Genomic DNA, 21,329 nt, shown 5'->3' on the forward strand with positions numbered 1-21,329 from the left:
AGCGGGTAAGCATATCCGACACAGACATCGGGAAAAGCTCGGTATAGTACCTCGTTCATGTAAAGGAGCCTGTCATGCGTCAGAAACCTACCGTACTTGCCCGCGCAATCGTCGCCAGTAGTCGTCTGTTCCGCGTTGAAGAGCTGCAATTGCGCTTTGCCAATGGCGTCGAGCGGACCTATGAGCGTCTGGCCAGCAAAGGCACGGGCCCCGGGGCGGTGATGATCGTGGCCATGCTCGATGCCGATCACGCTGTGCTGATCGAAGAATATTGTGGCGGCACCGATGCCTACGAGCTGTCCCTGCCCAAGGGCCTGATCGAGCCGGGCGAAGACGTGCTGGCGGCTGCCAACCGTGAACTCAAGGAGGAGGCCGGTTTCGGTGCGCGGGAGCTGGAACTGTTGACCGAGCTGTCGCTGTCCCCGGGCTACATGAGCCAGAAAATTCAGGTGGTGCTGGCCACCGACCTTTACGAAGAGCGGCTGGAAGGCGACGAGCCCGAGCCGATCCGGGTCGACCGGATCAACCTGCGCGAGCTGTCGAGCCTTGCCCAGAATGCCCAGTTCAGCGAAGGCCGCGCGCTGGCCGCGCTGTACCTCACACGTGACCTGCTGAACCAGCGTGGATTGTTCCAGCCATGACCGATTCTCTGCACAACCTGCCACATCCGCTGCTCGCCCCGGTGATTGAACTGACGCGACTGGCGGGCGAAGTGATCCTGCCGTTCTGGCGCGCCAACGTCACCGTGACCACCAAGACTGACGACTCGCCGGTGACCGCCGCTGATCTGGCCGCCCATCAGGTGCTGGTCGAGGGCCTGCAGGCGCTTGACCCGGACATTCACGTGCTCTCCGAAGAGGACGCGGATATCCCCCTCAGCGAGCGGGCAGGCTGGGAGCGCTGGTGGCTGGTCGATCCGCTGGACGGCACCAAGGAGTTCATCTCCGGCAGTGAAGAGTTCACCGTCAATGTCGCGCTGATCGAGCGTGGCCGCGTGGTATTCGGCGTGGTCTCGATGCCCACCAATAACCGCTGCTACTTCGGCGGCGCGGGGCTGGGTGCCTGGCGCAGTGATAGCGTCGACCACATCCAGCCGATCGCAGTGCGCAACCAGCTTGGCGAAGGGCAGACCTTTACCGTGGTCGCCAGCCGCCGCCATTCCAGCCCGGAGCAGGAGCATTTGCTCGCCGGCCTGTCGAACGGGCTGGGTCATTTGCAACTGACCAACATCGGCAGCTCACTGAAATTCTGCCTGCTGGCCGAAGGCGCCGCCGACTGCTACCCACGCCTGGCCCCGACTTCGCAGTGGGACACCGCAGCGGCGCAGGGCGTGCTTGAAGGTGCAGGAGGCGAAGTGTTGCAACTGGACGGCCAGCCGTTCAGCTACCCGGCCCGCGAATCGCTGCTCAACCCGTTCTTCCTGGCCCTGCCCGCCAACGCCGAATGGCGCGACAAACTGCTGGTGCTGGCGCAGTCCTGAGGCCGGCTTCAAGGCCTCTGCCCGGCGGGCGTAGGAGCGAACCGGGCGACGCTTCGCTTGCTCGCGAAAGGGCCGGGGCATCCACAGCAAATCCAGTGTTTGAAACGACGCCTTCGCGAACAAGTTCGCTCCTACAAAAGCGCTGAGACGCTTGGCTGAGACAGCTTCACCAGTGCAAAAGCGCATGGCCTGTTCTTCGCTGATGCAGGGGCGGCCGCGTTCTTGTGGGAGCGAGCTTGCTCGCGAAGGCGATTGTTCAGGCGATGAGTTTTTGCCGATTGCACCGGCCTCTTTGCGAGCAAGCGAAGCGTCGCCCGGCTCGCTCCCACAGGTCTGCGTCCAGTTCATCCACTACGCGCAGCCTCACTGGCGCAACACGAACTGCCCGACAAAGCACACGGCGTGTTCTTCGCTTGATACAAGTATGCAGGGTCAGACGCGTTCTTGTGGGAGCGAGCTTGCTCGCGAAGGCGATTGTTCAGGCGATGAATTTTTGCCGATTGCACCGGCCTCTTCGCGAGCAAGCGAAGCGTCGCCCGGCTCGCTCCCACAGGTCTGCGTCCAGTGCATCCACTACGCGCAGCCTCACTGGCGCAACACGGACTGCCCGACAAAGCGCACGGCGTGTTCTTCGCTTGATACAGGTATGCAGGGTCAGGCGCGTTCTTGTGGGAGCGAGCTTGCTCGCGAAGGCGATTGTTCAAGCGATGAGTTTTTGCGGATTACACTGGCCTCTTCGCGAGCAAGCGAAGCGTCGCCCGGCTCGCTCCCACAGGTCTGCGTCCAGTTCATCCACTACGCGCAGCCTCACTGGCGCAACACGAACTGCCCGACAAAGCGCACGGCGTGTTCTTCGCTTGATACAGGTATGCAGGGTCAGGCGCGTTCTTGTGGGAGCGAGCTTGCTCGCGAAGGCGATTGTTCAGGCGATGAATATTTGCCGATTGCACCGGCCTCTTTGCGAGCAAGCGAAGCGTCGCCCGGCTCGCTCCCACAGGTCTGCGTCCAGTGCATCAACTACGCGCAGCCTCACCGGTGCAACACAAACTGCCCGACAAAGCGCACGGCGTGTTCTTCGCTGTCCTGCTCGCTGATGCAGGTGTGCAGGGTCAGGCGGGCGCGGCCTCGGCGTTGGTAGGTGGCGATGAATTTTTCCCACTGCGCCAGCTCGGGCGCGTCGCAGCGGGCGATGGCGTCGCTGCGTACCGGCAGTGGATAACTGATCTGTCCGTCCTGAATCACGATATGCCCATCGGTGATCCCGGCCTCACGCAGTCGCAGGTGCAGCCAGCCCCAGCCCGCCAGTACTGCGCCGCAATACAGGCTGCCGCCGAACAGCGTGCTCTTGTGGTTGACGTTGGGTGCCAGCGGCAGGTGCAGACGCAGTGTCTGGTTGTGCCAGTCGATCACGCGCATGCCCATCTCGCGGGTCAGCGGGATGTCGTGGTGCAGCACCTGCTCCAGCGCGTGGGCGGCGTCATGTTCAGGCTCAATCGTTGTCATCGGAAGCTCCGCTGCTGTCGCCAAACGTCAGGCCGTGCTTGCGCAGTTTGTCGTGCAGGGTCTTGCGCGGCACACCCAGCGCTTCCGCCAGGCTGCGCACCGAGCTGTGCGGGCGCGCCAGTTCGGCGGCGATCAACGCGCGCTCGAAGCTTTCCACCTGATCGCTCAGCCCGCCGCCCGGCGGTGGCGCCTGCTCTGCATCAGCGCCTTCCAGCTCCAGTTCCAGACCCAACGCAAAACGCTCGGCAGCGTTTTGCAGTTCCCGGACATTGCCCGGCCAGTTATGCCGCAACAGCAGCGCGCGCTGGCCCGGCTTGAGTTCGTGCTTGGGGATGCCGTGGCGCATGCTCGCGGCATCGGCATAATGTTCGAACAGCATCAGCGCATCTTCACCCCGTTCGCGCAACGGCGGGATGCGCAGCGAGGCCACGTTCAGTCGATAATACAAGTCTGCCCGGAAGCGGCCCTGATCGGCCGCGTGACGCAGGTCTTCCTTGGTCGCGGCGATGATGCGGATGTCCAGCGGGATCTGCTGGTTGCTGCCCATTCGCTCGACCACGCGTTCCTGCAGCAGGCGCAGCAGCTTGACCTGCACGTCCAGGCTCATGCTTTCGATTTCATCGAGGAACAGCGTGCCGCCGTTGGCAAACTCGAACTTGCCGATACGCCGCTTCTGCGCGCCGGTAAAGGCCCCTGGCTCGTGGCCGAACAGCTCGCTTTCCACCACCGATTCAGCCAGCGCGCCGGCGTTGATCGCCACGAACGGGCCGCTGCGGCGGTTGGACAGATCGTGCAGCGCGCGGGCGACCACTTCTTTGCCTGCGCCGGTTTCGCCGAGGATCAGCACGTCGGCTCGCGTCCCGGCCAATGCGCCGATTTGTTCGCGCAGACGCAGGATCGGCGGCGACTGACCGATCAGGCGTGTGCTCAGTTGTTGGCGATCACTCAGGGCCAGGCGCAGGCTGCGGTTATCCAGCACCAGACGGCGCACCGCCAGAGCGCGGCGCACGCTGTCGAGCATGGCGTCGCTGGCGAAGGGCTTTTCCAGAAAGTCGTAGGCCCCGGCGCGCATGGCCTTTACCGCCAACGGTACATCGCCATGCCCGGTGATCAGCAGCACCGGCAGGTCGGGGTCCTGCGCGTGAAGCTGGTCGAGCAGTTCCAGGCCGTCCATGCCCTGCATGCGAATATCGCTGACCACCACGCCCGGCCAGTCGCGGCCGATGCGTTCGGCCAGCCCGGTCGCTTCGGGCAGCGACAGAACGTTCAGGCCAGCCAGGTCCAGCGTCTGGCGCAGGGCCTGACGCAGGTGCGAATCGTCGTCGATCAGCACCACCTGAATCTGGCTGTCGATGGCTGTGTCCGAACTCATGCAGAAAGGTCCTCTGGCGGTTGAAGATTGGCTCCGGAAGCACCGGCCCGCAGGCGCAGGGTCAGCAGCGCACCGCCGCTGGGATGGTTGGCGAACAGCAATTCGCCGCCCAGCGCGCGCATCAGCGTATCGCAGATGGCCAGACCGAGGCCAAGGCCCTGGGTGCGGGTCTTGGTCGTAAAGAAGGGCTCGCGGGCCCGCGCCAGTGCTTCCTGGGAAAAGCCGGGGCCGTTGTCACGAATGTACAGGTTAACGCCCTCGGCGGTCTGCTCGACACTTATCCACAGCCTGCGCGGCGGGCCTTTTTCAGTGAGGGCGTCCAGCGCGTTGGCGATCAGATTGCCGAGCACCTGACGCAGACGGGTTTCACCGGCCTGCACCCAGATCGTGGCGTCCGGCAGGTCACGGATCAGCTCGACTTCCATGGCGCGCCGCCGCTTGGCCAGCAGCGCCAGCGCATCTTCCAGCGCCGGTTGCAGTGCCACGCTTTCAGGGGCGTGGCGGTCGCGACGAGCGAAGGCGCGCAAGTGCGCGATGATCGAGGCCATGCGCCCGGTCAGTTCGCTGATCAGCTTGAGGTTGCCGCGTGCATCCTCGGTGCGCTGATGATCGAGCAGCACTTCGGCGTTTTCGGCGTAACTGCGGATGGCGGCCAACGGCTGATTCAGCTCATGGCTGATACTCGCCGACATGGTGCCCAGCGCCGTCAGTTTGCTGGTCTGCACCAGTTCATCCTGAGCCTGCACCAGCTCCTGTTGCGCCTGTTCGCGCTCCAGCACTTCCTGACGCAGACGGCTGTTGAGCCCCTCTAGATCGCTGGTCCGCTCGATAACCCGCATCTCCAGCTCGCGGCGCGCCTTGGCCTCGAAAGCGATGCGGTCCAGATAATGACGACGACGCTGCATCATCAGCCCCAGCAGCAACATCAGCACCAGCAGCGCTGCGCCGCCAATCGCTACCACTGTGCGCACCTGACGGTCGACAAGGGCGCGAGGCGCGAGGATGTTGACGTTCCAGCCGGTTTCTTCGATGGCCTGGGTCTGAGTCAGCCAGGCGTGTTCATCGATCCTCAACGGACGCGGATCGCGGGTCGGGTAGGACTGGATCGCGACGATGGCTTTTTTCTCGTCATCGGTCAGGTCGCGGGTCGCCCGAAAGCGCCATTCGGGGTTGGAAGTCAGAATCACCACGCCGTTCTGGTCGGTCAGCAGCAGTTGTTCGGGCGTCTTGCCCCACAGGGTTTCGGTGTGGTCCAGATCGACCTTGACCACCAGCACGCCGATGATCCGCTCACCGTCACGCACCGGGCCGGCGAAAAAGTAGCCACGTTTGGCAGAGGTCGTGCCGAGGCCGAAGAACCGCCCGGTTCTGCCCGCCCGCGCATCGATAAAATAGGGCCTGAAAGAGAAGTTGCGGCCAATGAAGCTGTCCTTCTGCTCCGAGTTCGAAGCCGCCAGGGTCAGGCCATTTGCGTCCATCAGATACATGACATCGGCACCGGTCTGACGCGTGATTTCGCTGAGCAGACGGTTGGCGTTTACCAGGGTCGGTGTGTCGCCCGGTGCCGCCAGTGCGGCGCGCAAGGCCGGCAGGTCGCCGAGGATCTGCGGCAGGGTTTCGTAACGGTGCAGGGTGCCGAGCAGGTTGGCGACGTACAGGTCCAGGGTCTGACGGTTCTGGTTGGCCAGCACGTTGCGGTAATAACGTTCGGCCAGGTGTTCCAGCGGCCACAGCAACGGCGCGAGGCAGAGTGCCAGAAGGGCGAGGCTGCGCCAGCGAGGGCGGCGCGGCAGTGCGGGAGTCATGGTCATCGATTGGCCGTCGCCGAAGGGTTGGCGATGCCTGCTGGCGATCACGCCGTCGCAGGCAACAGAAACACCCGGTCGATCCTGACGTGGGCATCAGGCGCGTATTATGCCCGCCGCCGGCTTGTCAGGCACCCGGACATTGCGCCGGGCGGCCTTGGGGCGCGGGCTCAGGGAAACAGGTCGGCTTCTTTCAGGCGCTTGCCTTGCTGATCCTTGGCCGACAGGTTGGGCTGGCCGTCGAACTGCCAGTCGATGGCCAGATCCGCATCGTCCCAGGCGATGCAGCGTTCGGCCGAAGGCGTGTAGTAGTCGGTGGTCTTGTACAGGAACTCGGCGTGTTCGCTGAGTACCACGAAACCATGGGCAAAGCCTTCCGGAACCCACAGCTGACGGGCGTTTTCAGCGGACAGCTCGACGCCGACCCACTGGCCGAAGTTCGGCGAGCTGCGGCGAATGTCCACGGCCACATCCAGCACCTTGCCGACCGTGACGCGTACCAGTTTGCCCTGGGCATTTTCGATCTGATAATGCAGCCCGCGCAGGACGCCGCGCTGCGAGCGGGAGTGGTTGTCCTGCACGAATTCACGGGTCAGACCGGTGGCCGCCTGAAAAGCCTTGGCGTTGAAACTTTCATAGAAAAAGCCTCGCTCATCACCGAATACCTTGGGTTCGAGAATCAGGACTTCCGGCAATTTTGTTGCGACTACGTTCACGTGGCTTCCCCTGCAATGTTGAATAAGTCGTGGCGACTCGACAGTCTGCCCTGAGGCGCGCCTGCCGAGAAGGGTGCTGATCAGGCAATCAGGTCTTTAGGCTCGGTAAAGCCCAGTCGTTCGCCCTGATAACTGCCGTCCTGAACCCTGCGGCACCAGTCCAGGTTATCCAGGTACCACTGCACAGTCTTGCGCAGCCCGGACTCGAAGGTTTCTTCGGGCGTCCAGTCGAGCTCCTTGTCGATCTTGCTGGCGTCGATGGCGTAACGCTGATCGTGGCCCGGACGGTCGACCACGTAGGTGATCAGGTCGCTGTACTGAGCGACGCCTGCCGGGTGCTGCGGGGCGAGCTCATCGAGCAGCGCGCAGATACCGCGCACAACGTCGATGTTTTTCTGCTCGTTGTGGCCACCGATGTTGTAGGTCTCGCCGACCTCACCTTCGGTCACCACCTTGAGCAGGGCCCGCGCGTGATCCTCGACGTACAGCCAGTCGCGCACCTGCAGGCCATTGCCATATACCGGCAGCGGCTTGCCCGCCAGGGCGTTGAGAATCACCAGCGGGATGAGCTTTTCCGGGAAGTGGAACGGCCCGTAGTTGTTGGAGCAGTTGGTCACCACCACCGGCAGGCCATAGGTGCGGTGCCAGGCGCGCACCAGATGGTCGGACGCAGCCTTGCTCGCCGAGTAGGGTGAGCTGGGCGCATAGGGCGTGGTTTCGGTGAACAGATCATCGACACCGTGCAAGTCGCCATACACTTCATCAGTGGAAATATGGTGAAAACGGAACGCCTGGCGCTGCGCTTCCGGCAGTTTCAGCCACCAGGCGCGTGTGGCTTCCAGCAGGCTGTAAGTGCCGACGATGTTGGTCTGGATGAACTCGGCCGGGCCATCGATGGAGCGGTCGACGTGGGATTCAGCCGCCAGGTGCATGATCGCCTGAGGCGCAAAGCGCTCAAGCACCGCACTGACGCGGGCCTGATCGCAGATATCCGCCTGCACGAACTCATAGCGCGTGTCGGTCGCAATCGACTGCAGCGATTCAAGGTTGCCCGCGTAGGTCAATTTGTCGAAGTTCAGCACTTCGTGTTCGGTGTTGTTTATCAGGTGGCGGATCAGTGCAGAGCCGATGAAACCTGCGCCTCCGGTAACGAGTATTCGCATGAACTGACCTTCTTGTGTGTTCTGGAGTAATGCAGCATAGCGCTTGAGCGCGTATGGCATGATCAGACCATTAAACCCGAGCAGCAGGTCGAATAAAACTCCGGGTAGTTTACGCGCCGGGTGCAGGTGCGGATTGGTCGCGCAGCACAATCCCCCTATAGTCAATGCCCCTATAGTTGCGCGACTGCCCATCACGCCTTGCTCGACGAGCCTGGGCCTTACAACAAGAACGAGGTTCTCCATGCCGCTTGCCACGCTTATCCGCCGATCCAGTCTGCCTTGCCCCGAGGTCAGCGTGGACCAGGCTTTGCAATTGCTCTCTGAGCACTACGGGCTGAGCGGCACGCTGAAAGCGTTGGGCAGCCAGCAGGATCGCAACTTTCTGCTGGATACCGGCACGCGGCGTTATGTGCTGAAAATCTGCCACGGGGCGTATTCGACCACCGAGCTGAACGCTCAACACGCTGCGCTGCATCATCTGGCCGGCCACAGTGCATTCAAGGTGCCGGGCGTGATCCGCGCCAATGACACCGAACAGTTACTGTCGGTCGACATCGACGGGCAGGCGGTGCATGTGCGCCTGCTGGAGTTCATCGACGGGCAATCGCTGGGGCATGTCGAGCATCTGGGGCGTGACATCGTGGTCGAGTTGGGCGAGCTGTGTGCCCATGTGGATATCGCGCTGGCCGATTTCGACCACCCCGGTCTGCAGCGCATACTGCAGTGGGACCCGCGCCACGCCCACGCATTGATCAAGCACCTGCTGCCGGTGATCAAGGATGCCGACGCCCGCGCTTGTCTGATCGAAGCGGGCGAGCAGGCTCATCGTCGTCTGTTGCCATTGATTGCGGCACTGCCGATACAGGCGGTGCATCTGGACATCTCCGAGCACAATGCAGTCTGGCGGCGCGAGGCGGGGCACCCGTGGCACTTGCAGGGGCTAATTGATTTCGGCGATCTGCTCAGTACCTGGCGAGTGGCTGACCTGTCGGTGACCTGCGCGGCGCTGCTGCACCATGCCGAGGGCGATCCGCTGTACATCCTCCCGGCCATTGCCGCCTATCACGCCCTCAATCCGCTGAAGATCGAGGAATTGCAGGCGCTCTGGCCGCTGATCGTCGCTCGATCCGCAGTGCTTGTGCTCAGCAGCGAACAACAGGCCAGCGTCGAGCCTGGCAATGCGTATATCCAGGCCAACCTTGCCGGCGAATGGAACATCTTCGATGTCGCCACTTCGGTGCCGATGGCGCTGATGGAAGCTGCGATTCTGCGCGCGGTGGATCTGGACCTGCCGCCTGCCGGACAACCTGCCTATTCGCCGTTGTTGCCTAGCCTTTCGGGGCTTCAGCCGGTGCTGGTGGATCTGGGCGTGCTCAGCGAACACTTCGTGGCAGGCAACTGGGAGCAGAGCGGCATCGATGAATATCTGCTGTCGCAAGCGGCCGGGGACAATGGGCTGGCGGCCAGTCGGTTCGGTGAATACCGTCTGTCACGCACCTTGCCTGATTGCGCCAGCGAGCCGGAGACCTTTGCGCTGCACGTCGAATTACACGTGCCCGCAGCGACGCCGCTGCATGCGCCGTTCGATGGCACCTTGCGGCTGACGGCCGATGCTGCGGTGCTGTTGGTCGGCGAGCGCATCAGTTTGAAGCTGTGGGGTGTGTTGCCGGAGGCTTCGCTAGCGGGTCAGGTGGCGGCGAGCACGTTGATCGGGCAGGGCGGTGGTTCGCTGTTGCTGCAATTGTGCACCGAGCCAGACCTCAGCCCGCCGCTGTTCACTACACCGGCCTGGGCAGATGTCTGGCGCGCAGTGTGCCCGTCGCCGTCGGCGCTGCTGGGTTTTGATTGTGACGCGCCAGCCTTGCAAGACGCCGCGCAATTACTGGCGCGCCGTGATGCCAGCTTTGCCCGCTCGCAAAAGCACTACTACCAGGCCCCGCCGCAGATAGAGCGCGGCTGGCGCAATCACCTGATCGACATGCAGGGCCGCTCCTATCTGGACATGCTCAATAACGTCGCCGTTCTCGGTCATGGCCATCCGCGCATGGCCCACGAGGCGGCGCGGCAGTGGTCGCTGCTCAACACCAACTCGCGCTTTCACTATGCAGCGATCGCCGAGTTTTCCGAACGCCTGCTCAAGCTGGCCCCCGAGGGCATGGATCGCGTGTTTCTGGTCAACAGCGGCACCGAGGCCAACGACCTCGCGATCAGGCTGGCGTGGGCTTACAGCGGTGGCCGCGACATGCTCAGTGTGCTGGAGGCGTATCACGGATGGTCAGTGGCGACCGATGCCATCTCAACCTCGATCGCCGACAACCCGCAGGCGCTCAGCACCCGCCCGGACTGGGTGCATCCGGTCACCGCGCCCAACACCTATCGCGGGCCGTTCAGGGGCGCGGACAGTGCGCCGCAGTACCTGCGCAGTGTCGATCAGGCCCTTGCCACGCTGGCTGAGCAGCAACGGCAGGTGGCGGGCTTCATCTGCGAGCCGGTGTATGGCAATGCGGGCGGGATTTCCTTGCCGCCGGGGTATCTGCAACAGGTGTATCAGAAGGTCCGCGCTGTGGGTGGCGTGTGCATTGCCGATGAGGTGCAGGTGGGTTATGGCCGGCTGGGTCATTACTTTTGGGGCTTCGAAGAGCAGGGCGTGGTGCCGGACATCATCAGCATGGCTAAAGGCATGGGCAACGGCCATCCGCTGGGCGCGGTGATCACCCGCCGCGAGATCGCCGAAGCGCTGGAGGCCGAGGGTTATTTCTTCTCGTCATCCGGTGGCAGCCCGGTCAGTTGCCGAATCGGCATGGCGGTGCTGGATGTCATGGAGGAAGAAAAGCTCTGGGACAACGCGCGAATTGTGGGTGACCACTTCAAGGCGCGGCTGCAGGCCCTGGCCGACAAGCATCCGCTGGTGGGCGCGGTGCACGGCATGGGGTTTTATCTGGGCATGGAGCTGGTCCGCGACCGCCACACCCTGGAACCCGCTACAGAAGAAACCGCCCGCCTGTGCGAGCGCCTGCGTGAACTGGGCATCTTCATGCAGCCGACCGGCGACTACCTGAACATCCTGAAAATCAAACCCCCGATGTGCACCACCCGGCGAAGCGTGGACTTTTTCGTCGACAACGTATCGAAGGTTTTGCGCGAACTGGAATAGAGGACGCAGAGCGTCCAGAACGGCATACCCACGCGGAGCATGAGTACGATGGGGGTTGGCCGGACATTATCGTCATACCCGGATCTGCTTTTGATTCTGGCCGAAGGCCGTAGGAGCGAATCGGGCGACGCTTCGCTTGTTCGCGAAGGCGCCGCCGCCGGACACTACCGTCATACCCGGATCTGTTTTTGATTCTGGCCGAAGGCCGTAGGAGCGAACTTGTTCGCGAAAGGGGCCTCCGCGTCACACCCAGCTCGTAGCAACGAGCGCCGTCATGAGCCTTAAGCAGATTAATATCGGCAAAATTCAAAATTTAATGCGATGGAAACATTTTTTTAGCTTTTAATGCCGATTTATATCCGTTATAAAGGCGTTCATAATCGTCATCGCTCGTCTGCTATGGTGATAAGTCCTTTGCAACCGCCCCTGGAGATATTTTCATGAGCCGTATCGTTTCTGTCGCTGCTACCCAGATGGCCTGCTCCTGGGATCTGGAAGCCAACATCGAGACCGCTGAAAAGCTGGTACGTGAAGCTGCCGCCAAGGGCGCCCAGATCATTCTGATCCAGGAACTGTTCGAAACCCCGTACTTCTGCCAGAAGCCGAACCCGGACTATCTGCAGTTGGCGACTTCCCTCGAATCCAACGTCGCGATCAAGCACTTCCAGAAAATCGCCAAAGAACTGCAGGTCGTCTTGCCGATCAGCTTCTTCGAGCTGGCAGGGCGTGCGCGTTTCAACAGCATCGCGATCATCGACGCAGACGGCAGCAACCTGGGCATCTACCGCAAGAGCCACATCCCGGACGGCCCTGGCTACCACGAAAAGTACTACTTCAACCCGGGCGATACCGGCTTCAAGGTCTGGCAGACCCGTTACGCGAAAATCGGCGTCGGTATCTGCTGGGATCAGTGGTTCCCGGAGTGCGCGCGCAGCATGGCGTTGCAGGGCGCGGAAATTCTGTTCTACCCGACTGCCATCGGCAGCGAGCCGCACGACAAGACCATCAGCTCGCGCGACCATTGGCAGCGCGTGCAGCAAGGTCACGCCGGTGCGAACCTGATGCCGCTGATCGCCAGCAACCGCATCGGCAACGAAGAGCAGGACGGCTACGACATCACCTTCTACGGCTCGTCGTTCATCGCCAACCAGTTCGGTGAAAAAGTCGCCGAGCTCAACGAAACCGAAGAAGGCGTGCTGGTCCACAGCTTCGATCTGGACGAGCTGGAGCACACCCGCAGTGCCTGGGGCACGTTCCGTGATCGCCGTCCTAACCTGTACGGCGCGGTGAAGACCCTCGACGGTTCGCTGGAGTCCTGATCGCCATGACTACGCTCAATAGCACGCCACGCGCCGACGGTTTTCATATGCCGGCCGAATGGGCACCGCAAACCCAGGTCTGGATGGTCTGGCCCGAGCGCCCGGATAACTGGCGCCTGGGTGGCAAGCCCGCCCAGGCTGCCCACGTCGCCATCGCCAAGGCCATCGCCCGCTTTGAGCCGGTCACGGTGGCTGTGTCGGCTGCACAATACGACAACGCCCGTGCGCGGCTGGACATGCCGAACATCCGCGTTGTGGAAATGAGCAGCAACGACGCCTGGGTGCGCGACAGCGGCCCGACCTTCGTCATCAACGACCGTGGCGAAGTGCGTGGCGTGAACTGGGAATTCAATGCCTGGGGCGGCTTCGATGGCGGCCTGTATGCGCCGTGGAACCTCGATTCCCAGCTTGGCAGCAAGGTACTCGAAATCGAGCGCTGCCCGCGTTATGTCACCGAAGGCTTCGTGCTCGAAGGCGGCTCGATCCATGTGGATGGCGAGGGCACGCTGATCACCACCGAAGAGTGCCTGCTCAATCGCAACCGCAATCCGCACCTGACCCGCGAACAGATCGAAACGATCCTCGGCGATTACCTGGCTGTGGATAAAGTCATCTGGTTGCCGGACGGCCTGTTCAACGACGAAACCGACGGGCATGTGGATAACTTCTGCTGCTACATCCGTCCGGGCGAGGTGTTACTGGCCTGGACCGATGATCCCGAAGACCCCAACTACTCACGCTGCCACGCGGCATTGAGTATTTTGGAAAACACCCTGGATGCCAAGGGTCGTGCGTTTATCGTGCATAAAATGCCGATTCCGGGCCCATTGTTCGCAACAGAAGAAGAATGCGCAGGCGTCGATCAGGTGCATGGCAGCCAGGAGCGCAATCCTTCGGTGCGTCTGGCCGGGTCGTATGTGAACTTTCTGATCGTCAACGGCGGCATCATTGCGCCGAGTTTCGACGATCCGATGGACGGAAAGGCCCGCGAGATCCTGCAAAAGCTGTTTCCGGAGCATGAGGTCGTGATGGCACCGGGCCGTGAACTGCTGCTGGGTGGGGGCAATATCCACTGCCTGACTCAGCAACAGCCAGCGCCTCACAACCGCTAGCGCTTAGTAACTAGTTGTATCTAACGACTGGATAGTTGGTCCCGTTTTTGCTGTATTAAGCCCATCATCAGATGGGCTTTTTTATGCGTTACTTTATAACTAAGTTCATCAGATTTATCGGCAGTTTTCCTAAATTCCACTGGCGAAACTCCGTTTCCTTAGCTTGACTGTCACATGGCACCAGTAGATTTAGCCCCTCACGAATCAAGAGGTTTTGGTTATGAATGCAGGTATGAACCAACAGCGAGTTCGTGGTTTTTCTGCTTCGCTCAGTAATGAGGCACGCCAGCGAGTGGCGGATTGGTTGAGGACGACCAGGCCCGTGAAAGCCAGACCGGACGTACGGGCCATGCTCTTGAAGCGCTATCCGGCAGGTCTGTTCAACGATGCCGAATTCGAAGCGTTGGCACGCGTGCTGACAGATTAGGTAATACACCAGACCTGGCCCCGGCCATCCACACGTTTGACACCCCCAGGCACCCGAACTAGGATTCGCGCCCCACTGCCTGTGGCTCCACTCCCTGTACGTGCTTCGTAGTCCGCTGCGATGACCTCGTGCGGCTCTCCACCGCCTGACCAGAGGCGGGAAGTCAGACGGCCATTGACCGCCACAGCGCATGTCATTTTGCAGAACAAGGAAGACAAAATGCTTAACACACGTATGGGCATGCTCGCTTTGGGCATCATCAGCGCCAGTCAGGCCATGGCCCAGGGGCAGGCCGATTCGAAGGGCTTCGTTGAAGGCAGTAGCCTGAACGTCAACCTGCGTAACGCGTACATCAATCGCGACTACAAGAACGACCGTGAAGACAAATCCGAATGGGGCCAGGCCTTCATGGGCACCTTCGCGTCCGGCTTCACTCAAGGCACGGTTGGCGTGGGCGTCGATGCCTTTGCGCTGTACGGCATTCGCCTCGATGGCGGAAAGGGCCGCAGTGGCAACGGCGGCATTGACTTCTTCAAGCAGGGCGACAGCGGCGCGGCTGCCGATGACCTGTCTCGTGCCGGCGCTGCGGTAAAAGCACGCTTCTCGAATACCGTCATCAAGTACGGCGATCAGATGCCGCAATTGCCGGTGCTGAACTACGACAACTCCCGTCTGTTGCCGGAAAGCTACACCGGCACCCTGATCACCTCCAAAGAGATCGATGGGCTGGAAGTGGTCGCCGGGCGTTTCACTCAGGAAGCGCGCAAGAGCGCCGAAGGTCGCGACAGTGGTGACCTGAAGAGCATCAACGTCTACGGCGCCAGCTACAAATTCACCGATGAGTTCAGCGCCGCTTTCTACGCCTCCGACAACGAAGACGTGTTCAAGAAGCAGTACCTGAACCTGAACTACGTCTTCGCCCTGCCGCAAGACCAGTCGCTGACCTTCGACTTCAACGGCTACAAGACCCGACTGGATAAAGACTTCACTGCCAGCGATGCGCGTGACAACAAGATCTGGAGCCTGGCCGCAACCTGGGCCGTGGGCATCCACTCCTTCACCCTGGCGCATCAGCGCAGCACCGGTGACATGGGTTACGCCTACGGAGGCTATCGCAACGATGGCGGTTTTGGTGATGGCGGTAACACCATCTACCTCGCCAACTCCTACTGGTCCGACTTCAACGGCAAGGACGAACGCTCGTGGCAGGCGGCTTATGGCGTGGACCTGTCCGGGCTGGTCCTGCCCGGCCTGAGCTACAAGGCTGCCTACGTACGCGGCGACAACATCGACGATGGCACCGCAGGCAGTGGCGACGGCACTGAGCGCGAGATATTCAGCCAACTGACCTACGTGGTCCAGAGTGGGCCGGCCAAAGACCTCTCGATCCGCCTGCGCAACTCTTTCCTGCGGGTCTCGGACGATGCACAGGCCTACAACAGCGAAGGCAACGAGACACGCATCTTCGTGGACTACCCGATCAACGTTTTCTGATCTGAAGGCGACGGCCAGGCAAAGGCCGTCGCCCGACTCAGTCCGCGACCAACTGAACAAACACTGCGAACCCGCCGAGGAATACCCAGAAAAAGCTGAACAGCCAAGGACTGCGCTTGGAGAACAGCAAGGACTTTTTCGGCCCGGTTTCGCTGGATTCCCAATCGCTGAACAATGGCGAATCGTCATAGGTCAGCCCGATGACCGGCTCGCTGAGCAGCAGTTGCGCCTGTTTGTGATGCCAGTGCTGGATGATGTCGCACGCCGCCCGAATACCCGGCCAGGCGAACAGCGTACTGAGCAGCCCCAGCAAAGCCAGCATCGGCGGCACCACCAGCGTGAACATCGCGCCCCAGGCCGTGTTCATGTTGGCCATCGAAGACGCGTAAGCAATCACCAGAAATGACTGCGCAGACAAATAGGCGTTGGTGCGGTTGGAAAGGTTGGTGGTTTCGTAATGAATTTCGCGTCGATAAAAGTCCAGCCGTTCCTTGGGCGAGCCAAACAATTTGACCTGCTGCTCATCCACCACTTTCGCGGGTGTTTCATCCGTTATGATTCTGGGCACTGGTGTTACCGATGTATAAAAGGTGCTGGATAGACCCACGCCTGCCGCCGGCAGTTCGACTTAAATCCCCGGCATACGGGACCGTTCATCCAGTGAGCACGTTTCGACGAACAGGGACATCGTCATGACCATTCCCCCCACGCTGCACACCGAACGTCTGCTGCTGACGCCACTGCAGCTCGAGGATGCGCCTGCGGTTCAGCAACGCTTTCCGCTATGGGACATCGTGCGCTACCTGAACAACCGCGTCCCGTGGCCTTATCCACAGGACGGTGCGCTGCGCTACATCCAGGACGTCGCACTGCCCGCTATAGCAAACGGCACCGAATGGCACTGGATGATCCGCCTGCAGAGCGCGCCCCACGACATCATCGGCAGCATCACCCTGATGACCCACCCCGGCAACAACCGCGGCTTCTGGCTGCACCCGGACTGGCAAGGCCGCGGCTACATGAAAGAGGCCTGCCGCGCGATCAATCGACAGTGGTTCGACGTGATGGGCAAGCCCCTGATGCAAGTGCCCAAAGCCGCCCCCAATGAAGCCTCGCGGCGCATCTCGATCAGCGAAGGCATGCGCAAGGTGAGCACGCAGGAAGGGGAGTTCGTCGGCGGACGGTTCGAGGTGGAAGTCTGGGAGATGACGCGGGAGGAGTGGTTGGCGCGAGCGCTGCAAGCAGGCACTTCGAACGTCTGACGTAGAGGCCGACCCGGCATTAACCTGTTGCCCATCACCACCAGCCCAAGTGATATTGCCCGATAAACAGGGAGCGACCCGAATGCCGTTGACCCGCAACACCGAGCCCGACATCACCTTGGTAACGGTCCAGCCCGAAGACTTCGAAACCTTGGTAGCCATACGTATCGAAGCCATGCGCGAAAGCCTCGAGCGCGTTGGCCGGTTCGATCCGGTGCGCGCCCGAGAGCGTTTTCGTGAAGGGTTTTCTGCATCATGCACACACTACATTCAGGTTGCCGGCAGCAAGGTCGGCTTCGTGGTCGTTAAACCAACCAGCGATGGCCTGTTGCTGGATCACCTGTACATCAAGCCGGCTGTTCAAGGGCAGGGCATTGGTGCTGCCGTGCTTCGGCAAGTGCTCGCACACGCGGACGCAACCGCATCCACAGTACGAGTGGGCGCCCTGAAAGAAAGCGACTCCAACCGTTTCTACGTCCGCCACGGGTTTCAGCTCGTTGAGAGCGGCGAGTTCGACAACTACTACCTCCGCTCGCAACGTCTGCCGATGTGCTGACGGGTTTGGGATCAACCCGCCGAGGCAGCTTTCTCCGCCGCACGTGCAGCGAGCATGGCCGCCTCCGATTCCTGGGTGTGCAGCTCACCTTTGTACGCCAGTTGATTGAAGAACATGCCGTCGATCTGATCTTTCGATGGCGTCGACGTCTTGGGAATAAACAGCGCGCCCAGGTCCAGAGAATTGGCGAAGTTCTCCTTGTTCAGGTTGTAGCGACCCAGATAACTGCCGCTCCAGGGCGAATCGGCGTCGACCAGATCAATGGCCGTCTCCCGATAGGTAGCCGCTGCGGCTTTCAGCCCACTGGACGCATTCAACAATGTATTGAGTTGCTTGGTATCCGCCTCGCTCAACTCGCCGGAACTGTTGATCGCCTTCAGATTACCGTCCGCCTCGATCGTGAAGCCGAACTTCTTGCTGGCCAGATCCGGATACACCGACGCCAGCGTCGACGTGAACGCTTCATAAGACGTCTTCAGCGCCTCCGTCGAGTTACTGTGCTGCGCCGCCATCTTTGGGAAGTCAGGCGACTGCGAGCGGCCTATCCAGGTATCAACCGCTTCCATCGGCTCAGTGGTCGTAGGCACTTCGGTACTCGGGTGATAAACGACAGCGGGCGTACTGGCAGCAGCGTTCTTAAACGCTTCTTTCTGCGCATCGGTGAGCGGCGTTGGAGTGAGCGTGATACCGGAATTGGGCAGGGTGATGGTGGGAGACGTGTTGTTGCCGGGGGTTAGTGAGATAACCATTTCATCGATCCATGATTGCGGGGTTGTATGGAGGGTATCGACGGGGTGGGGGGGAGCTTGAAGGGGAGGTCGGGGGACGGAAAATATTCCGACGTACTTGCAGGGCGCGCATTGCCACACGCCCTGCAAATATTTGTTAACGGAATTGATGCTTTTTCAAGACTCTGCGTAGCTCAATACGGTGTCCTTGAGGGCATCGGCAAAACCGTAAATATCATCCAGGGAAGCGATTGGATGGCGGGTTTCGCCCTTGTCCTTTTCAAAAATGCCGATGTATTTCTGAGCGCGATTGAAATGCAGGCGGGTGATGGGTTTACGGTTGTTGTCATCCAAAAGAATGCCGAAATAGCTTTGTGTATCACGATGAGCAATACGTTTCGCTTCAACCACAGTGCGGATGATCGACTTGACGATATGGAAGCCTTCCATTTCCTCCACAGTCGTCACGATCCGGTCGTCTATCGGCTCTTCCTTTTCAGGCTGAGTGTTATTTTCGATGATGGTTTCGGCCACCGTGGGCGCCTGAACTCCGCTCATTGCCAGCTTCAACCGGTCGTTGACCTGATCGTTCAGAAATTGCGAGGTGGCCTTTTTGGTCAGAATCGTGAACTGCTCACGTACCTTCTGAGTAATAGCGCCCTCATAAATGCGTGACGCGAAGTACCGGACGAAATCGTCGTCCGGCTGACTGAACTGGGCCGCAATTACACGCTTGATCTGACCTACGTACTTCAACTCGCCAGCGGCATTGAGAATTGACTCAACGTCGAAGGACGACTTGGTCAGCTTCTGCAATTCCGGAATGGCATGGTCATCAATCGCCAGCAGGTCCAGTTCAAGAAATGGTTTTTCATCCATCTTGTTAGGCGCGTCCAGGTCTGTAAAAAACTTGTAGACCCGGCCATTGGTGAGGATCGAAATCCTTGCAGTGGTCACATGGAAGTAACGGAAAAGCTGGCTGGCATGATTGATGTTCAGCGGCTCGCCGATTTTCTTGGTCTCGATGAGGATCTGAATATTGCCCTCTTTAACGATGGCATAGTCGATCTTCTCGCCTTTCTTGGTGCCTACATCGCAGGTGTATTCCGGCACAACCTCAGAAGGATCGAATACATCGTAGCCCAGCACGGTATGGATAAACGGCATGACCAGAGCCGTTTTGGTAGCCTCTTCGGTGCGGATGGAAGCAGCTTGCTGGCGGACTTTTGCGGAAAGGGAATTGAGTGCTTCAAGAAAATCCATTTTTATTGCTCCGTGCCGGGCTCATGAGCCCTCAGTCCTATCGATAATCGATAGAGGCGCAACGCTACTACGATGGGCTGCGAAATAGCTATAGGATTTTGAGGCGTGAGCGGAGATATCTGAGGAAATCGGAAACGTCTTACGCGTGGCGGGGTATAGCGGGGTGAGCGTAATGAAGGTCTATACATGCCTTGCGAAATCTAAGACGAAAAAAGGGTTCGCGCCGCTGAAAGCATTTTCCTTTGTATAGTGCGGCACCAAGAGTCGCCCCCGTATCAGTACACCTGCCTACTCTGATTTGTGACATGAGCGAGAGAATTATGGAAGACACCTATATCTTGGGCGGGAGCCCTGACTGGGCTGGCACACGCTTTGAGCTGATGTGCATGATCTTGGATCGTCACGGGTTGACAATGAAGGCTGCTGGGGCTGACGAAGAGGTCACTATAAATTTCAAATCCATCGCACTCAGGCAGAGGGATGAAAGTGATGCCCTGACCATTCCTTGGCGCGAGATTGAAGGCTGGAAGCAGTTCTTCATTGGAACGGTTCAGCGGTCGACATTTTTAACGTGGTTCTTGGAAGAGGGGGGCGGAATTCGTTTAAAAGACGATCTAACGCACTATTTTATAGCCTTCAACAATGACGTTTTGGATGTAATTGCCTACGAGCCACCAACCATAGTGCGTATGCCATTTAATTTGCAGACATGAGAGCCTGATGACCAGTTTCTCGTCGTGTTGAGGGATGGGGGCTAATAACCGACGCTACGTTCAATCAGCCCCACGGAAAAAAACCGCCTTGACCGTATTTTGTTATCTACTGAACGTCTGAGTCTCCAAGGCTGGCCTATCGTTACCCACTTTGATGGAATAGTTAGCGAGGCTGAGATTATGGCTGATTGGAGCAACAATTCTCTTAACTCACCGGCGGCTATCACTTGCCGCGCTTCGCCAAGGTCGTGGCCGTAGCGGATGCGCCGGCCAGCGCTGGGCTGTGTGACGACTTCCGACCGCGCTTCTCGGTCGACCTGCAGGTGATGGGGCCGGACGGCGAGATCGATACAGCATTGCCGGTACTGGCCGGCGTGCCGCTGCCCATGCCGGTGGGTGGTGATGAAATGGGGTTCTTTGCCTTTCCGGAGGAGGGCACCAGCGTGGTGGTGTGCTTCGCTTATGGCTTGCCACACAAACCCTACATCCAGACCATCCTGCCGCACGGCCTGACACTGCCGAAGGTTCCAAAAGGCGACCAGGTGTGGCAGCACAGTGACGCCGTGCAGCAGCGCGTCGACGCGGACGGTAACTGGCTGCGCAAGACTGACGGCAAGATCCAGGACCAGGCGATCGAGCGCGAGGTCGACGCTATGACGAACACTGAAAGCTTCCAGAGCCACAACAGGACAGTGGACGACCATTCAACCGAGTCAGTGGGTGGCGTGAAGAAGATCGAGGTCTTGGGCGCGCTCAAGCTGCTGTCCGGGGGATCGGCGAGCCTGGCCGCTGTCAACGATCTGCACCAGGCAACCGGTCGGGACCTGAACCTGGTGGTCGGCCAGAAGCACGACGCCACGGTGGGTGGTGACATGCACGAACGTATTCAGGGTCTGCGTGAGAGCATCACCAGCGAAAGCCAGCGGCTGCAGGCTCCTAAAAACTGGGTTGGGTCGAACTGTGTGAACATCTTTCAGGTGGTTTGTGACCTGCTCGATCTGGTTAAGGATATGAACACCCAGCTTGCTGCACACACCCATGGCCCGACGCCGGTGCCTGTCAACGCGGCGGCGTTTACTGCGGATGCAACGAAGGCAGCGGTACTGTCGGTGAAGCTCAAGACAGTAACGCTATGATCGAGGCATCGTCCCTATGCATTGTCCCCGGTCTTGTTAACCAGGTTGCGGCCCCGACCCTTGCCAAGCACTTTGGATACGATGTTGCGAAGGCCGTTATCGATAATCCCGAGCAGTCGCCGCCCT

The 21,329-nt window shown here is 60.2% G+C and carries 17 protein-coding genes and 1 pseudogene; 10 read left to right on the plus strand and 8 right to left on the minus strand.

Going from position 1 to position 21,329, the window contains the following annotated elements:
• Positions 1–74 precede the first annotated feature (74 nt).
• Together nudE and cysQ are read left to right on the plus strand one after the other, a co-directional pair.
• A complete protein-coding gene (gene nudE / locus JOE34_RS07170; protein WP_209995385.1) occupies positions 75–641 on the plus strand; it encodes an ADP compounds hydrolase NudE in 567 nt (188 codons plus the stop codon).
• Positions 638–1,480: a 3'(2'),5'-bisphosphate nucleotidase CysQ gene (cysQ, locus tag JOE34_RS07175; protein ID WP_003318255.1), complete on the plus strand. Its 843-nt coding sequence runs from the start codon at positions 638–640 to the stop codon at positions 1,478–1,480. Before nudE ends, cysQ begins: the two co-directional genes overlap by 4 nt.
• A 1,029-nt stretch (positions 1,481–2,509) precedes the next feature.
• Here the strand turns inward: cysQ and JOE34_RS07180 are convergent.
• The 5 genes from JOE34_RS07180 to rfbB form a co-directional block, all read right to left on the minus strand.
• Positions 2,510–2,983, minus strand: a complete 474-nt coding sequence (locus JOE34_RS07180; protein WP_024664476.1) for a YiiD C-terminal domain-containing protein — start codon at positions 2,981–2,983, stop codon at positions 2,510–2,512.
• Positions 2,970–4,355, minus strand: coding sequence for a sigma-54 dependent transcriptional regulator (locus JOE34_RS07185; RefSeq protein WP_017278323.1), 1,386 nt, complete (start codon positions 4,353–4,355; stop codon positions 2,970–2,972). The genes JOE34_RS07180 and JOE34_RS07185 overlap by 14 nt, the downstream gene beginning before the upstream one ends.
• The gene (locus JOE34_RS07190) at positions 4,352–6,160 is read right to left on the minus strand and encodes an ATP-binding protein (protein ID WP_032619693.1); all 1,809 of its coding nucleotides are present in this window, start codon (positions 6,158–6,160) and stop codon (positions 4,352–4,354) included. Before JOE34_RS07190 ends, JOE34_RS07185 begins: the two co-directional genes overlap by 4 nt.
• Before the next feature lie 170 nt (positions 6,161–6,330).
• Positions 6,331–6,876, minus strand: coding sequence for a dTDP-4-dehydrorhamnose 3,5-epimerase (rfbC, locus tag JOE34_RS07195; RefSeq protein WP_003318259.1), 546 nt, complete (start codon positions 6,874–6,876; stop codon positions 6,331–6,333).
• 80 nt (positions 6,877–6,956) lie between these two features.
• Positions 6,957–8,039, minus strand: coding sequence for a dTDP-glucose 4,6-dehydratase (rfbB, locus tag JOE34_RS07200; RefSeq protein WP_003394287.1), 1,083 nt, complete (start codon positions 8,037–8,039; stop codon positions 6,957–6,959).
• 241 nt (positions 8,040–8,280) lie between these two features.
• Between rfbB and JOE34_RS07205 the strand changes: the two genes are divergently transcribed.
• From JOE34_RS07205 to JOE34_RS07225, 4 genes are all read left to right on the plus strand, one after another.
• Complete coding sequence (locus tag JOE34_RS07205) at positions 8,281–11,193, plus strand: aminotransferase (protein WP_122220384.1); 2,913 nt, start codon at positions 8,281–8,283, stop codon at positions 11,191–11,193.
• A gap of 440 nt (positions 11,194–11,633) precedes the next feature.
• Entirely contained in the window at positions 11,634–12,512 is an 879-nt protein-coding gene (aguB, locus tag JOE34_RS07210; RefSeq protein ID WP_003318264.1) for an N-carbamoylputrescine amidase, read from the plus strand.
• Positions 12,513–12,517: 5 nt separating this feature from the next.
• Positions 12,518–13,624, plus strand: coding sequence for an agmatine deiminase (aguA, locus tag JOE34_RS07215; RefSeq protein WP_003394293.1), 1,107 nt, complete (start codon positions 12,518–12,520; stop codon positions 13,622–13,624).
• A gap of 646 nt (positions 13,625–14,270) precedes the next feature.
• Positions 14,271–15,545, plus strand: coding sequence for an OprD family porin (locus tag JOE34_RS07225; protein WP_024664281.1), 1,275 nt, complete (start codon positions 14,271–14,273; stop codon positions 15,543–15,545).
• 37 nt (positions 15,546–15,582) lie between these two features.
• Here JOE34_RS07225 and JOE34_RS07230 read toward each other — a convergent pair whose 3' ends face one another.
• Positions 15,583–16,077: a hypothetical protein gene (locus tag JOE34_RS07230; RefSeq protein ID WP_024959091.1), complete on the minus strand. Its 495-nt coding sequence runs from the start codon at positions 16,075–16,077 to the stop codon at positions 15,583–15,585.
• 160 nt (positions 16,078–16,237) lie between these two features.
• On the opposite strand from JOE34_RS07230, the gene JOE34_RS07235 reads away from it, so the two are divergent.
• Positions 16,238–16,807, plus strand: coding sequence for a GNAT family N-acetyltransferase (locus JOE34_RS07235; protein ID WP_209995387.1), 570 nt, complete (start codon positions 16,238–16,240; stop codon positions 16,805–16,807).
• Positions 16,808–16,889: 82 nt separating this feature from the next.
• Complete coding sequence (locus JOE34_RS07240) at positions 16,890–17,363, plus strand: GNAT family N-acetyltransferase (RefSeq protein ID WP_209995389.1); 474 nt, start codon at positions 16,890–16,892, stop codon at positions 17,361–17,363.
• A gap of 11 nt (positions 17,364–17,374) precedes the next feature.
• On the opposite strand, the gene JOE34_RS07245 is transcribed toward JOE34_RS07240, so the two are convergent.
• Together JOE34_RS07245 and JOE34_RS07250 are read right to left on the minus strand one after the other, a co-directional pair.
• Positions 17,375–18,112: a hypothetical protein gene (locus JOE34_RS07245; protein WP_209995390.1), complete on the minus strand. Its 738-nt coding sequence runs from the start codon at positions 18,110–18,112 to the stop codon at positions 17,375–17,377.
• Positions 18,113–18,268: 156 nt separating this feature from the next.
• Entirely contained in the window at positions 18,269–19,354 is a 1,086-nt protein-coding gene (locus JOE34_RS07250; RefSeq protein ID WP_003342475.1) for a type I restriction endonuclease, read from the minus strand.
• Between the two features lie 320 nt (positions 19,355–19,674).
• On the opposite strand from JOE34_RS07250, the gene JOE34_RS25795 reads away from it, so the two are divergent.
• Positions 19,675–20,067, plus strand: a complete 393-nt coding sequence (locus tag JOE34_RS25795) for a hypothetical protein (protein WP_229636537.1) — start codon at positions 19,675–19,677, stop codon at positions 20,065–20,067.
• A gap of 188 nt (positions 20,068–20,255) precedes the next feature.
• A pseudogene (locus tag JOE34_RS07260) lies at positions 20,256–21,203 on the plus strand (hypothetical protein).
• Positions 21,204–21,329 lie beyond the last annotated feature (126 nt).

The organism is Pseudomonas sp. PvP028, from assembly GCF_017832255.1.
Taxonomy (GTDB): domain Bacteria; phylum Pseudomonadota; class Gammaproteobacteria; order Pseudomonadales; family Pseudomonadaceae; genus Aquipseudomonas; species Aquipseudomonas syringae.